Source organism: Paenibacillus sp. FSL R5-0475, from assembly GCF_038004585.1.
Lineage (GTDB): Bacteria > Bacillota > Bacilli > Paenibacillales > Paenibacillaceae > Paenibacillus_AQ.
Map to the genome: position 1 here is coordinate 3,357,618 of NZ_JBBORK010000001.1, position 14,301 is coordinate 3,371,918.

The 14,301-nt window shown below is 46.2% G+C and carries 14 protein-coding genes; all 14 read right to left on the minus strand.

Going from position 1 to position 14,301, the window contains the following annotated elements:
* Nucleotides 1–169: 169 nt before the first annotated feature.
* Nucleotides 170–1,471, minus strand: a complete 1,302-nt coding sequence (locus tag MKX41_RS15045; protein WP_340971528.1) for an amidohydrolase — start codon at nt 1,469–1,471, stop codon at nt 170–172.
* A complete protein-coding gene (locus tag MKX41_RS15050; RefSeq protein ID WP_076299589.1) occupies nt 1,458–2,111 on the minus strand; it encodes a redox-sensing transcriptional repressor Rex in 654 nt (217 codons plus the stop codon). The genes MKX41_RS15045 and MKX41_RS15050 overlap by 14 nt, the downstream gene beginning before the upstream one ends.
* 131 nt (nt 2,112–2,242) lie before the next feature.
* Entirely contained in the window at nt 2,243–5,104 is a 2,862-nt protein-coding gene (dinG, locus tag MKX41_RS15055; protein ID WP_042190117.1) for an ATP-dependent DNA helicase DinG, read from the minus strand.
* 136 nt (nt 5,105–5,240) lie between these two features.
* Nucleotides 5,241–5,882, minus strand: coding sequence for a tetratricopeptide repeat protein (locus tag MKX41_RS15060; protein WP_042190119.1), 642 nt, complete (start codon nt 5,880–5,882; stop codon nt 5,241–5,243).
* Nucleotides 5,883–5,993: 111 nt separating this feature from the next.
* Nucleotides 5,994–6,377, minus strand: a complete 384-nt coding sequence (gene panD, locus MKX41_RS15065) for an aspartate 1-decarboxylase (protein ID WP_042129504.1) — start codon at nt 6,375–6,377, stop codon at nt 5,994–5,996.
* The gene (panC, locus tag MKX41_RS15070; protein ID WP_339242680.1) at nt 6,370–7,260 is read right to left on the minus strand and encodes a pantoate--beta-alanine ligase; all 891 of its coding nucleotides are present in this window, start codon (nt 7,258–7,260) and stop codon (nt 6,370–6,372) included. Before panC ends, panD begins: the two co-directional genes overlap by 8 nt.
* Nucleotide 7,261: 1 nt before the next feature.
* Nucleotides 7,262–8,128 carry a 3-methyl-2-oxobutanoate hydroxymethyltransferase gene (gene panB / locus MKX41_RS15075; protein WP_340971533.1) on the minus strand — a complete coding sequence of 289 codons (867 nt, stop codon included), beginning with the start codon at nt 8,126–8,128 and terminating at the stop codon, nt 7,262–7,264.
* A gap of 335 nt (nt 8,129–8,463) precedes the next feature.
* Entirely contained in the window at nt 8,464–9,264 is an 801-nt protein-coding gene (locus MKX41_RS15080) for a biotin--[acetyl-CoA-carboxylase] ligase (RefSeq protein WP_340971534.1), read from the minus strand.
* A complete protein-coding gene (locus MKX41_RS15085) occupies nt 9,254–10,576 on the minus strand; it encodes a CCA tRNA nucleotidyltransferase (protein WP_340971536.1) in 1,323 nt (440 codons plus the stop codon). The genes MKX41_RS15080 and MKX41_RS15085 overlap by 11 nt, the downstream gene beginning before the upstream one ends.
* 10 nt (nt 10,577–10,586) lie before the next feature.
* Nucleotides 10,587–11,744 (minus strand): N-acetyl-alpha-D-glucosaminyl L-malate synthase BshA, encoded by a 1,158-nt coding sequence (gene bshA / locus MKX41_RS15090; protein WP_339242685.1) that lies wholly within the window; start codon nt 11,742–11,744, stop codon nt 10,587–10,589.
* 13 nt (nt 11,745–11,757) lie between these two features.
* The gene (gene bshB1, locus MKX41_RS15095) at nt 11,758–12,474 is read right to left on the minus strand and encodes a bacillithiol biosynthesis deacetylase BshB1 (RefSeq protein WP_340971537.1); all 717 of its coding nucleotides are present in this window, start codon (nt 12,472–12,474) and stop codon (nt 11,758–11,760) included.
* Nucleotides 12,471–12,893 carry a methylglyoxal synthase gene (locus MKX41_RS15100; protein ID WP_042129517.1) on the minus strand — a complete coding sequence of 141 codons (423 nt, stop codon included), beginning with the start codon at nt 12,891–12,893 and terminating at the stop codon, nt 12,471–12,473. Before MKX41_RS15100 ends, bshB1 begins: the two co-directional genes overlap by 4 nt.
* A 15-nt stretch (nt 12,894–12,908) precedes the next feature.
* Nucleotides 12,909–13,712, minus strand: a complete 804-nt coding sequence (gene dapB, locus MKX41_RS15105) for a 4-hydroxy-tetrahydrodipicolinate reductase (RefSeq protein WP_042190132.1) — start codon at nt 13,710–13,712, stop codon at nt 12,909–12,911.
* A 33-nt stretch (nt 13,713–13,745) separates the two neighbouring features.
* Nucleotides 13,746–14,267 (minus strand): tetratricopeptide repeat protein, encoded by a 522-nt coding sequence (locus tag MKX41_RS15110; RefSeq protein WP_339242690.1) that lies wholly within the window; start codon nt 14,265–14,267, stop codon nt 13,746–13,748.
* Nucleotides 14,268–14,301: the final 34 nt, after the last annotated feature.

Consider the following 14,301-nt stretch of genomic DNA (forward strand, 5'->3'; position numbering starts at 1 on the left):
GGTACAGCTCCCTTTCTAGTAATATATCTTTTTTGATTATATAACACACCTGTGTGTTTATCCAAAGTTTCATATCCAATTCAATGATCTAATGATCAGAAACACAAAAGGCTGTAACTTTGCAATCGCAGAAAGTCACAGCCTTTCAGTTATTCGTTATGATCTTAGACTACCGTTTAAGCAGTCCATCAAATGATTCTTGCGCCTTACGACGGATTGCTTCCTCATCTAGCGTTACACATTCTCCGTGTTTTACAACCTGTTTACCATTCACCCATACATGCTCAACATCCTTGGCACTGGCAGAGTATACAGCATGAGACAACAGATCTGTATGTGGTAGCAAATGCGGCTGGTCTATATCAATCGCGATAAAGTCCGCTTTCATGCCAACAGCGAGTCTACCCACATCATTTAAAAAGATAGACTTTGCGCCATACTCTGTAGCTATACGCAGCGCTTCCGGAGCTGGAACAGCCGTCGGATCACCACTTACACCTTTATGGATGAGGGCTGCAAGACGCATCTCTTCAAACATATCCAGGTTATTATTGCTTGCCGCACCATCTGTACCCAGTGACACCTTCACACCAGCCTTTAGAAGATCCGTAACCCGAGCCACTCCACTAGCCAGTTTCAGATTACTTCCTGGGTTATGAGACACGCCTACATCATGACGAGCCAGTATCTCGATCTCTTCATCATTCAAATGAACGCCATGAGCAACAATAGACGGACGAGTGAACATTCCAAGCTTCTCTAAATGCGCTACAGGCCGAAGTCCGTAATCCACCACATTCTGCTCCACTTCGCGTTTGGTCTCGGACATATGGGTATGCATCGGTAAATCCAAATCATGTGCCGCTTGTACAAACTTAACAAAGAAGTCCGGTGGGCAAGTATATGGGGCGTGTGGCGAGATCATCGTCGTAATTCTGCCGCCAGCCTTACCATGCCAATTTCGTGCAAAAGAAATCGCTTCCGCAAGCTTGTGATTTTGTACTTCCTCTGGGCATAATCCGATTACGCCTCTCATCAGTACAGAACGAATGCCTGATAATTCGACTACCTCTGCTACTCGATCCATATGATCATACATATCCAAGAAGGTTGTAGTACCACCTTTTAGCATTTCCAGTACCGACAAGGAGGTTCCCCAGTATACATCTTCTCCAGTGAATTTCGCTTCCATCGGCCACATCTTCTCTTGAAGCCACACCTGAAGTGCCAAATCATCTCCATAACCACGAAGCAATGACATTGCCGCATGGCCATGTGTGTTTACCAGACCTGGCATAAACAGCAGACGACTGCCATCAACAACTTGCACATCATCTTCCATTAAAGGCTCTTCTTTTCCTATGTAAGTGATCAAATCATCTTCAATAGTCATATATCCATTCAGAACCGGCTCATCCGTTCCCGGAATAAGAAAACGCCCGCCCTTAATAATCGTTTTACTGCTCTTCATTTCCGGTTTCTTCCTTTCCATCTTTCAAATAATAAGCAAGGCTTTGCAAATCCGTTGTAAAATCGGCAGCATGAACCCGGATATTCGATGGTGTTTTTAGAATCACTGGTGCAAAATTCAAAATCGCCTCAATGCCAGACTCAATGAGAATATCTGCTACATTCTGCGCTTCTGAATCAGGCACAGTAATGATCCCAATTCGAATACCTTGCTCACGAACCGTCTGACCAAGCTCCTCCATCGGCTGAACGGTAAGAGAGTTGATTTTCCGCCCTACCTTAGGTGCATAGGAGTCAAATATAGCGGTAATCTTCATAGTATCTTTCAGATAAGCATTGTAATTAGATAATGCATGTCCAAGGTTACCGGCACCTACTAAAGCCACATTCAATTGTTGATCCAGCTTCAGAATATGACGGATTTTTTCAATAAGATAAGTTACGTCATACCCGATACCTTTTCTACCAAAGTCTCCAAAATAAGCTAAATCTTTACGAATTTGAGCAGGATTCAAATCAAGTTTTTGTCCTAGTTCTTGTGAGGAAACGGTTAATATTTCACGTTTCTGGAGATCATTCAAGAAACGCAAGTACACAGGAAGTCTGCGAACAACGGCTTCTGATATTTTATCCGATTTCATAATTTACCTCCTAATTTAAGTGATATTCTGTTCAAATCCTATCGAAATATCTGCACCTCGTCTCAAGGAAGAGCGGTATTCTTATACCGCCCTTCCTTGTAGAGAGATTAATAAGATCGATGACGTTCTTTTCAAGAAACGCCTCCGTCTTCCAACCACTCCGCTATACGAGGAACCATTTGATCCGTAAGCATATGCTCCATTTTCGGGCCAGGCAACGAATAGAGGAAATACTTCCCATAGTGAGATTCGATCACCCTTGTGTCATACACAATAACAATACCCCGATCTTGCGCTGTCCGTACCAGCCTCCCAAATCCTTGCTTGAAGCGAATAACCGCCTGAGGAACAGACAACTTCATGAACGGATTCTTTTTCTGGGCTTGTAATAACTCAGACTTCGCTTCCGCTAGGGGGTGGTTTGGCGGTTGAAATGGGAGTCTCACGATGGCCAAGCATGTTAATGCTTCACCTGGAATATCTACACCCTCCCAAAAGCTGCTTGTTCCTAACAGTACAGAAGCTGCACTGTCCTGAAAACGGCGGATCAGCTTGCTACGGCTGCCCCCCTCCACGCCTTGACCTAACACCGTGATCTCTTGTGAGGCTAGAGCCTCTTTCAGAGGATCGTAAACCTGGCGTAGCATCTTGTAAGAAGTAAACAGGACAAGCATCCGCCCACGTGTTGTAATAGCTGCTTCTGCTAGTGACTGTACGAGTGTATCGACAAATCGGGCATCGCCTACACTCCCCTTCACACTTGGGAAATCCCGCGGAATAACTAACAGCGCCTGCTCCCGATACTTAAAGGGAGAAGGCAGGAGTGATGTCATCAGACGCCCCTCTTCCGCAGCTTCATTAAGTCCGAGATTATCAATCATAAACTGGAAAGATTTATCGACAGAGAGTGTCGCCGAAGTTAGTACGATACTTTTCTTCTTGTCGAAAAACAGCTCCTTAAGCTGAGTACTAACATCAACAGGAACGGCATACAGCTGTAGCGATTTACTGCGATAATTTCCATTCGCCTCCAGCCAATATACTACATTCTCATCATTTAATCCCATAAAAAACCGTACTTGCTCACGTATAGAAGCTAAATCCTTAAATAAGCCGCTAATATCGGTAACTAGGCTATCTGAGGAAGATTGACCTTCTTGATCTCGCATCTCATTAAGCATTTTATCACCTTTACGGATAATTTCGCTTAATGTCAGATTCATAGTATTCTCTAGAGCAACCAATTCATCCCAATCTTTCGGTTTACGGGTAGGAAGTAGCCGCATGACTAACTGGCCGGCTTCTCCCGCCGCTGCATCGCTGCGTTCCGGCAAGAGGCTGAATAGTTTATCACTAAGCAGATCCCAGGTTTCTTTTACGGTAAGAAGATCCGGATAGATTCTATCGATTACTCCGCTCCATTCAGAAGCTTCCTCACTGCCTGATGACTGAAGCATTTGGCGAAGTGTAGGAAGTTGGCCATTTCGACTATCCTTATAAAGACGCGATAGTGTATGTGCCACCGTGAAATGCTTCATATGCATGCCTAAATGCTTGCCAGCCACGTCCTCCAGATGATGGGCCTCATCTATTACAAGATGTTCATAAGCCGGAAGTAGTTGATGCCCAGCCTTAACATCTGCGAAAAGCTTAGAGTGGTTCGTAATGACCACGTCTGCAATACCAGCTTCATGCTTAGCCCGATGATAATAACACTTACGGAACCAAGGACACGAGCGACCCAGACAAGAATCGGTATCGCTTGCTACCGTCTCCCAAAAATCTCCGCCACGTCCACTTAGATTGAGCTCTTCGTCATCTCCTGATTCACTTTGTGTCAGCCAAACGATCATCTGAGCCGCAGTAAGCGCATCTTCCCTCGGACTTATAAAGTCTTTTTTATTAATTTTATGTTCGAACTTACGAAGACACAAATAATGCCCTCTGCCCTTAAAAATTGCAGCTTTAAATGGAAAAGGAACTACCTGCGTTAACAAAGGAATATCACGCTCACGCAATTGATCCTGCAGATTAATAGTATGAGTGCTGACCATGACTTTTTCATTAGTGCGTACGCTTTGGTATATGGCAGGCAATAAATAACCAAGGGATTTACCGGTTCCTGTCCCTGCTTCGATCAATAGATGCTTGTCTTCGGCAAGTGCCGTCATCACCTCATTGATCATAATATCCTGAGCTTCTCGGCTTTCATACTGTGGCAAAGTTTCTTTAAGTCGTTTCGTTACTTCATCCATATAATCTGTAAAAGATAAATTGTGTAGTGGATTCTCAGCATGCTCGTCTCGAGGTGGAGCTAATTCGTTCCAGTCTCCTACAGCAAGCGCTAATTGACGATAGAAAGTCAGATCACCTTCGGGCTGAAGCGTCTCCGCTTCCCGTTCACGCAGCAGACCATCAAAATACCAACCCAGATCACTATCCTCTTCCGTAAACAGCTCACAGAGTCTCTGAATCGTCAGCAGAGGCAAATCGTAGAGCTCCTCCAGACATTTCAGCAATACAAGAGCAGTTGCGAGTGCATCACTGTCTGCCTGATGCGGACGATCATGCGTCACTCCAAAATGTGCACTAACTGATCCTAGTTGATAGGATGTGAGGGAAGGAAAGCAGATTTTCAGAAAATCAATCGTATCTAAAATCCGCCCTTGAAATGGTAAATACCCACATCGGTCTAAAGCATTTTGCAAAAAATGGAAGTCGAATGCGACATTATGCCCTACAAGCACAACATCATCCAAGAGTGGGACAAGCTCCATCATCATCTCATCCAGCTCAGGTGCATCCTTTACATCATCGTCGGTAATCCCCGTTAGACCAGTTATAAAAGGAGGTATCGGCGTTCCGGGCTTGACGTAGGAACCATATACCCGGGAGATGGACCGGTCTTCTTCTATAATTGCAAGGCCAACCTGGATAATTTCACCCACGGATTGGGTTCCCGTTGTTTCAAAATCAAGCACGGCAAATTTCATTATAATTCTATTCCCTTTCAATTGAGACTCTTAATCAGCATAACAGAAGTTGCGAAAAAAGGCGATGCACACCACTGGTTCAGGGGATGCATCGCTTGAATGAAAATGCGGAATAATAAACCGTAAACGTAATAATTTACAATAATGAAACAAGCTGATTTCCGAAATGAAGCTTACCTCCTCGGCGGCGGCAAACCTCCAAATTAACGGTTGGTTCAGGAAGTGCCGGGTCAAGTTGCAAAGAAAGGCCAAACAGCTCCTGCGCTTCATTGAACCGTTCTTGAGAGGCCCTGATGCAACCTAAAGCGTTATAAACCATTGCCTTCAGCTTGGTTTCCCGTATCAAACCGAGCATATGGTTCAGATGGCTCCAAGCAGCTTCCCCCTCCCCTTCCTGCAGGTAAGAGATGGCTAAATATAATCGAGCAGCCAAGCTATCCGGATATTGCACAATAACTTCCTTAAACTGTTCAATACATTTCCCATACATCAGCAGCTTATAATACCCTTGACCTCTAACAAAAGTATCCATACACAGCTCGGGTGCTTCCTGCTCTGGCACTTCCTCTTCAACCACAGTCGTAAAATCTACACTTTCACGAAAGTGACTTAGCTTCTCAGCAAAGGCCAGCCATTCATCCATCACTTTATCACTAAGTCGATGCAGCATATTATAATTGCATAAAAGCTCATTCCGGCGGGCACCCTCCGCTGTAGGGTAATCTGTAACGATCTCCTGAAGCACCTTGTTCATTTCAGCAAACAAATGTTGAAACATGGGCTATCCCCCCTTACTGAAGATGAAATCAGTTCAGCTTGCCTGACTTCATTTTCTGCGAGAACGGGGTCTTTCATCCCTGCCATTCATTACATGGCGTAAGTCCATAATTTAAGCGATTGTAGCATGCAATTCATGATCAGCCAGCTTCACTGGTCTGTTGTTCTCATCCACGAATACCACCGTTGGCTTATGCGACTCCAGTTCTTCCGAAGACAGCATCGCATACGAAATAATAATTACTGTATCTCCCGGTTGAACAAGACGTGCAGCTGCACCATTTAGGCAGATCACACCACTGCCGCGAGGCCCTGGAATAACATAGGTTTCTAACCGTGAACCATTATTGTTGTCCACGATCTGCACTTTTTCATTCTCAAGAATATCTGCCGCTTCCATTAAGTTCTCATCAATGGTAATACTTCCCACATAATTCAAATTGGCTTCTGTCACCGTCGCGCGGTGAATTTTGGATTTCATCATATGTCTAAACAAGAGCGGCAACCTCCTTTGGAATAAATACATTATTGTCAATTAATCGCGTTCTGCCAAACTTCACGGCAAGCGCTATAATAATCTCCCCATTTACATCCGTTAATAAAACTTCGTTCTCTAAGCCTTCCAGATTAGGGAAAGTCAGTATTTCCGCATAATCAATGACCGCCAAAGGAGAGCTGGAAATAACCGAGGTCAACAATTCCCGCACTTCAGCAACGGTTGTTACTTTTCCTTCTTCAATGGACTGACGTGCTTCACGCAAGGAACGAGATAACACCAGTGCTTGAGAACGTTCCTCTGGAGATAAGAATACGTTACGCGAGCTAAGTGCAAGTCCATCTCCTTCACGAACGATAGGGCAAGGTACAATTTCAACATTCATATTCAAATCAGATACCATTCTGCGGAGCACAGCTACTTGCTGAGCATCCTTTAGCCCGAAGAAAGCATAATCTGGCTGCACGATATTGAATAGTTTATTAACAACTGTTGTTACGCCATTAAAATGCCCTGGACGCGAAGCCCCACAAAGTCGAGTGGTAAGCTCTGATACCGAGACAGTAGTCCGGGTAGGCTGCGGATACATTTCTTCCACACTGGGGATAAATACAATATCGACACCTTCGCGTTCCGCAAGCTCCAAATCACGCTCTTCATCGCGCGGATAGGAATCATAATCCTCATTCGGTCCGAACTGCAGCGGGTTCACAAATATGCTCATAACGACCGTGTTGCTCATTTCTCCTGCCCGCCGAAGCAGACTGGCATGTCCTTCATGCAGGTATCCCATGGTTGGAACAAACCCAATCGGGGTATGCCCACCTTGTCTCATATATTCCAAAGCTTCGCGCAGTTGCTTAATACTTCTGACGACTCTCATCTTATTCCCCATCCTTTCCGGCACCGCCGTATAAAGATTCCAGAACGGTTTCATCTGCTTTAAAAACATGACCTTCATCTGGGTACGAGCGATTCTTCACTTCTTTCACATATTGGCTGATACCCTCACGAATCAGGCTACCCACATCCGCGTAGGTTTTGACAAAACGTTTCTCACGGTAGGGTGAGGCATAACGCAACAAATCATGGAAAACCAATACCTGTCCATCACAATAACGACCTGCACCAATCCCAATGGTCGGAATGCTCAGTGCCTCAGAAATTGCTTGTGCCACTTCTTCTGTCACCAGCTCCAGTACCACTGCAAAAGCACCTGCTGCTTCAAGGGCCTTAGCTTCATCCATCAGACGTTTTGCATCTTTGGCGTCCTTACCTTGAATGCGGTAGCCGCCAATCATATTTACCGATTGCGGTGTAAGTCCAATATGCCCCAGCACAGGAACTCCCGCAGCTACAACCGCAGTAACTGTCTCACAAATTTCGAGACCGCCTTCCATTTTGACGGCATGAGCCCGCCCTTCCTGCATCAGTCTGCGCACACCCCGCAAGGTTTCATCTATACTTCCGTGGTAGGTCATAAATGGCATATCTGCCACAATGAATGTTTTTTGTGCGCCCCGAGTTACCGAACGAGTGTGGTAGACCATATCGTCAATCGTAACAGGTAAAGTTGTATCATATCCAAGTACCACATTTCCCAGGGAGTCACCCACCAGAATAAGATCGATACCGGCTTCTTCAGCAAGTAGAGCCGATGGGTAATCATAAGCAGTCAGCATGCTTAACCGCTCACCATCTGCTTTCATTTTTTTCATTTTCACAATATTAAGTGCTTGTTTGTTTGCCATTTCTCTCTTCGTCCTCCTTTTTGAAATTACATCCCCGTAAAAATCGCAACAAAAAAACCTTTTAGCAACGATTTGCTAAAAAGGTCCGAAGGGCAAAAAAGAGTCACTCGCGATCGTCCCTTCTGTCTCGGTCCTTACGGCTCAGAGCAGAATCCAACGTAACCGTCTAACGCAGTTATGAAGGTGATTCCAATAATAAAACCATTATAAGTACATCAGATCAAGAGTACAGTTCGCAAAACGATACCGCCTCTGCCCCATAGTATAACAAAAAGGACTCGGAAATACACGAAAAAAATATGACAGGGGATGACACCCTGTCATATAAAAAAGATTTATAAAAGCTCGATTTCACCTGAGCATACGCTAGAAATCTCTCCTGCGCTGTTTTTAAGGATTAGTCCACCTAACTCATCCAAACCTACCACAACACTTTCAGAGCGTCCCTGAGGGCTATTCAGAGCGATTTGGCGACCCAAAGTAACTGACATCGACTCCCACAGCTCTTTGATAGGTTTAAAACCTTGTTCCATGTATAGATTGAAATGCAGCTCTAACTCATTCAATACAGCTCTTACCAGCTCCGAACGGTCAATAGGGACACCGCCCCGCTGAATCCGAAGAGAAGTCGCTACTTCCTTCAGGTGATCAGGATAATCGTCTTCAGTCAAGTTGGCAGAAATTCCAATCCCGGCGATGCAATAATGAAGCTCTCCTTCTCTTAGCGAAGACTCGAGCAAAATTCCACATATTTTTCGACCGCCCGCAAGCAAATCATTTGGCCATTTAATCCCGGCGTCCACTCCGGTTACTCGGCGAATTGCCTTACAGACAGCAACCCCAGCAAGCAGTGTTAACTGAGGAGTCTGTAACAAAGGTAACTTCGGACGCAATACAATACTCATCCAAATGCCTTTGCCACGAGGAGAAAACCATTTTCTACCCATTCGCCCTCTAGCACCGGTCTGTTCTTCAGCGATTACGGTTGTTCCTTCTGGCGCACCGTTTTCCGCCAATCGTTTGGCTTCCTCCTGAGTAGATACGACAGACTCCAGGAGCTGAACTCTGTCTAGCCAATTCGAATCAGAAGCTTCCTGCTTCAACCCGGTTAGCGACAGCGCTTTTTCATAGCTCATGTCCATCCATCCTTTTTGCTTCAAGCAGCAATTCTTGTTTATTGTTAAGAAGATCTCCCGAAGCAGTCGCCTGAAGAAGTGCACTCAGCATATTGCCAAGCCAAGGTCCTGGACGTTTCTCAAGCACTTCCGCCAACTCATTGCCTGTAACAGCAAGCTCCGAGAGACTCTTCAATGGCATTTGTGCGATCCACTCTCTTGCAGGCACCATAGTGACAGCGGGCGAGATTTCCGTGTCCGCTGGCTGATTCGCAGCGGAAAGGGCAGCTGCTGGCAGGATCGCCAGCAGCGAGAGCCACCCTTCGGCGGCTTCCACGCCGAAGGTCAGCACGGCGGCGATCCAGCGCCGCCTCAGTAGATCCGTGCCGCCCGGTTCCCCCGGCGGCACAGCCTCCAGGGCAGCGGTCCAAGCTTCGCGGACCCGCAGCACCTGGACGACGCTGGTACGCGTCGTCCCAGAGAACGTCCATGCCCGCAGCAGCTCATCGGCCTCCTGGGCCGACTGCTTCAGGGCATGGAGGAGAAGCGCCCACCGCAGGTGGGCGCTCTCCAGTTCCCCTATCCCGGCCGTTAAAGCGGCAGCAGCCGCCAGATCGGTTCCGGTCCAGGGGAACGGGGCTTTGCCGCGCGCGAGCAGCTCACAGCGCGCTAGCATAGCAAGGCCGCGCCGAGGATGCGGCCCCTCTACGATGCGGTCCAGCTCCGCGCGGACACGCTCTACAGCAATATGCGCCAGCTTATCTCGCTGGCGCAGTAGCCCCCTCCACGTATTCTTAGCGATGGAGAAATCTAACACCGATGCGAAACGAACGCAGCGAAGCATGCGAAGCGCATCCTCATCGAACCGTTCCTCAGCATCACCCACACAGCGGATCACACGGAGAGCTAGATCCTTCTCGCCTCCGAAGGGATCAATCAAATCTCCACCCAGCCCGCAGCATATCGCGTTAATCGTAAAATCACGACGACGAAGATCTTCCTTCACATCACTAACAAATTCAACATGGTCCGGACGACGATGATCGACATAGCCGCTTTCAGTTCGGTATGTCGTCACCTCAAATCCATGCCCATCCTGAAGCACAGTAACCGTCCCATGTGCTAGTCCTGTCGGAATACTGCGTGCGAAAATGGCTATCACTTCCTCCGGCACTGCTGAAGTTGTAATATCCATATCATGCACTGGCCTACCCAATAGCTCATCGCGAATGCAGCCTCCAACCCAAAAAGCCTCATGGCCGTTTTGGGTTAGCTCAGAAATTACATTTTCCGCCGCAAGAGCCATAGCAGATGGCGCCATTTTCCATTTCATTACGAACTCCTTACCCCCTGACTGTATCCAGTCTAGGTACCTTGCGCCCGAGCACACGGTAATATATATCCTCATACTGACTTGTAATCGAATCCTTACAGAAATCTTTGCAGGCCGTTTCCAGACAAGCTTGTCTGAACTGCTCCACCATGCGATCATCCGATAGGAGTTTGATTGCATATTTCGCCATAGTTTCTGTATCACCAATTGGAGCAATGAATCCTGTCTTGCCATGTTCTATGAGCTCCGGAATGCCTCCGGTTTGAGAACCTATAGTCGGAACACCACAGGCCATCGCTTCCAGGGCGACCAGACCAAAACTTTCCTTCTCAGAAGGTAACAGAAGAAGATCAGCCAACGAAATAACTTGAGCAATCTCATCCTGTCTTCCTAAGAAGCGGACTTTATCATCCAGACCCATTTCACTGATCTTAGCTTGAATCTTAGGAAGATCTGGCCCTTCGCCAACAAGCAGCAGACGTGAAGGGATTTCACGATTCACTTTAGCAAAGATATCGACAACATCGCTTACCCTTTTAACTGGGCGGAAGTTACTGATATGCATCAAGATCTTCTCCTCAGGAGAAGCAAAATCTTCTCGCAGATTCGATACATCCCGTGGATAATAGACACGATGATCAACGAAGTTATAAGTGAGGTCGATCTGGCGCGTAATATCCAGCACTTCTCGTGTTTCTCTAATGAGATCCTTCGATACGGCTGTTACGGCATCACTTTCATTAATTCCAAGACGGATTAGATCTTTTAGCGATTCATCCTGTCCAAGTACCGTAATATCAGTGCCATGCAAAGTCGTTACAACTTTTATATCATTACCAAGCATCTGCTTAGCAAGGAAAGCACAAACAGCATGCGGAACGGCGTAATGAACATGCAACAGATCTAAATTCTGCATTTTGGCAACCTGAGCCATCTTCGTAGCAAGTGCTAAATCATAAGGAGGATATTTAAATACATAATAATCATTAACCTCTACCTCATGGTAAAATATATTTTTCTGGAATTTCCCTAACCGAAACGGAATGCTGTGTGTAATAAAATGAACTTCATGTCCCTTCTCGGCCAAGAGTTTTCCTAATTCAGTCGCTACTACGCCTGAGCCGCCAAGAGACGGATAACAAGTGATGCCTATTTTCAAACGATCCATATTCCGTCCCCTTCTATACCTTATATAGTTTGATCCCTGCAGTAAACAGATCTACTGCATAGGGAACTTTTGTTGCAAATCCTTCCGCATAGGGAATAAGTCTCCGCTGTCCAAGCAACATGTCTCTGGAACGAACACGTTCAATATAACCTTCCGTTAGCGGTGTGGATACTGCATCGGCACCGAGCGGCTTGGTGAACTGGGAGCGATAGCAGGACAACGCCTGCTCCTTCAGCCCATATTGTTTAGTAACATCTACAATAAGATCCGTACGTCCTAGATCATTTATAAAATAAAAAAACAGCTGTGGAGCCGGAACTGCCGGCTTGTCCGGCATATATTTACGTAGTTTAGCATTAAAAACAGCCTCTTCTACTAGCTTACTGCACGCAATATGATCCGGATGACGATCTTCCCAATAAGGAGCAAAAACAATCGCAGGAGCAAACCGGCGAATTTCGGCTGTCACAGCGGCCACATGCTCTTCTGTTATAAACAGCCCTCTGTCAGATAAACCCAAATTCGTCCGCACAGACACGCCAAGCAGATCAGCAGCTTGCTGTGCCTCTTCCTTGCGTAGCTCTACAGTACCGTTCGAGGACATTTCCGCAGCTGTTAAATCGCACAGACCTACTTTTAGTCCTGCAGCGGTATGCTTCGCAATCGTACCTGCCATTCCGATCTCCGCATCATCCGCATGAGCCCCAAATACAAGAATGTCCAGCTTCATTCATCAACACCTGGTTTGTATTTATGGACGAGTTCACGCCAAGCAAAGTCACCGCGATCAATCGCCTTCACAAGCACCTCAGCTGTTGCGATATTCGTTGCTACAGGGATACCATATACGTCACATAGACGGAGTAAAGCTGTAATATCTGGTTCATGTGGCTGTGCCATTAATGGGTCGCGCAAGAAAATAATAAGATCCAATTCATCTTGGGCTACCATTGCCCCAATTTGCTGATCTCCACCCAATGGTCCTGACATATAGCGATGAATCTTCAAGCTAGTCACATCCATGATCCGTTGGCCAGTAGTCCCCGTAGAAAATAGTTCATGACCTACAAATACATGCTCATAGGCTAATACAAAATTTACGATTTCATCTTTTTTACGATCATGTGCAATAAATGCGATCTTTAACATGGTGTTCTCCCCTGTCTATTCTATAAAGTGCTCAAATCCATAGATCAAGCCAGTGTATCCCATTACCTTTTGAATACCCATCTTAACGCCTGGCATATAGCCTGCTCGCTCATAAGAATCATGCCGGATTTTTAAGGATTGTCCGAACCCACCAAAAATCACTTCTTCTTGGGCAAACACACCAGGAAGACGGACACTATGTATCCGGAATCCATTATAGTAACCCCCGCGCGCACCCTCAATCGTTTCTTCTTCTTTAGGGTTTCCTTGACGAAGCTCTTCCCGTACTTCTGAAATCATCTCTGCTGTTTTGACTGCAGTTCCGGATGGAGCATCCAGTTTTTGGTCACCATGATACTCGATAATCTCCAGATGTGGAAAGTATTTTGAAGCTTGAGCCGCAAATCTCATCAACAAAATAGCCCCTATGGAGAAGTTTGGAGCAATAAGTCCTCCTATCCCCTGGTCTTGACACTGCTTGTCCAGTTCCACAATTTGCTCCGGTGTGAATCCGGTTGTACCGATAACCGGACGCACTCCATATTTAATGGCTAGCACTGTATTCATATACGCGGATTGTGGTGTAGTGAAATCGACCACAACATCTCCGTTGCTTCCCGCGAGGGCAGCCTCAAGATCTGAAGTTACAATAACTCCTGAGTCTTCGAGACCTACTAGACGGCCTGCATCTATATCCATCGTTGAACGATCTACCGCAGCCGCTAGCTCCAACTCTTCGTCCTGCAGCACAAGTTTAACAACCTCTTTACCCATTCTCCCGCCTGCTCCGGATACGATAACTCTGATCTTGTTGCTCATATCTTTTCATCCTCGCTTTCACTAGTTATATAGTTACTGCATATACGATTGTATGGATTTCTGAAGGTCTACCATCAATTCTCGCAAGCCAGAATCATCCGGATGTAAAGAAATCACTTCTTTCAAGGCGGCCATAGCCTGCATATGTTCATTCACCCGACTATGTGCGATGGCAAGCCATACATAAGCATCCCCATATAATGGATCAAGGGTGATGGCCTCTTTGAGTAGCGTAATCGGATGATACGGGTTACGAGTTTTGTTATCTTCATCTTCTATCAACCGCTTAGCTTCCTGTACATACATCATAGCTTGAAGATGCTGTAGATGTAGACTATACTCAGGTTTGCTGCCATCTAACTTCATAGCCGCCTGAGCATGAACTAAAGCTTTATCTAGCATACCACTGCGGGCATACGTTATGGAACAACGATATCTGACTTCAGCATCAGCCGGACTTGCTGCAATCGCGGCTTCAAAGCATACAATAGCTTCTGCAAAGTCACTACGCAATATAGAGCGATAGGCTTCTCTTACATAATCCCTTTGATCCATATCCTCACCATCCTCACGGCTAAATCCCGTTCGT

Bases quoted from the DNA above. Each gene is read 5' to 3' on its own strand.
- MKX41_RS15045 (WP_340971528.1), bottom strand. From the start codon at position 1,471: ATGAAGAGCAGTAAAACGATTATTAAGGGCGGGCGTTTTCTTATTCCG.
- MKX41_RS15050 (WP_076299589.1), bottom strand. From the start codon at position 2,111: ATGAAATCGGATAAAATATCAGAAGCCGTTGTTCGCAGACTTCCTGTG.
- dinG (WP_042190117.1), bottom strand. From the start codon at position 5,104: ATGAAATTTGCCGTGCTTGATTTTGAAACAACGGGAACCCAATCCGTG.
- MKX41_RS15060 (WP_042190119.1), bottom strand. From the start codon at position 5,882: ATGTTTCAACATTTGTTTGCTGAAATGAACAAGGTGCTTCAGGAGATC.
- panC (WP_339242680.1), bottom strand. From the start codon at position 7,260: ATGAGAGTCGTCAGAAGTATTAAGCAACTGCGCGAAGCTTTGGAATAT.
- panB (WP_340971533.1), bottom strand. From the start codon at position 8,128: ATGGCAAACAAACAAGCACTTAATATTGTGAAAATGAAAAAAATGAAA.
- MKX41_RS15080 (WP_340971534.1), bottom strand. From the start codon at position 9,264: ATGAGCTATGAAAAAGCGCTGTCGCTAACCGGGTTGAAGCAGGAAGCT.
- MKX41_RS15085 (WP_340971536.1), bottom strand. From the start codon at position 10,576: ATGAAATGGAAAATGGCGCCATCTGCTATGGCTCTTGCGGCGGAAAAT.
- bshA (WP_339242685.1), bottom strand. From the start codon at position 11,744: ATGGATCGTTTGAAAATAGGCATCACTTGTTATCCGTCTCTTGGCGGC.
- bshB1 (WP_340971537.1), bottom strand. From the start codon at position 12,474: ATGAAGCTGGACATTCTTGTATTTGGGGCTCATGCGGATGATGCGGAG.
- MKX41_RS15100 (WP_042129517.1), bottom strand. From the start codon at position 12,893: ATGTTAAAGATCGCATTTATTGCACATGATCGTAAAAAAGATGAAATC.
- dapB (WP_042190132.1), bottom strand. From the start codon at position 13,712: ATGAGCAACAAGATCAGAGTTATCGTATCCGGAGCAGGCGGGAGAATG.
- MKX41_RS15110 (WP_339242690.1), bottom strand. From the start codon at position 14,267: ATGGATCAAAGGGATTATGTAAGAGAAGCCTATCGCTCTATATTGCGT.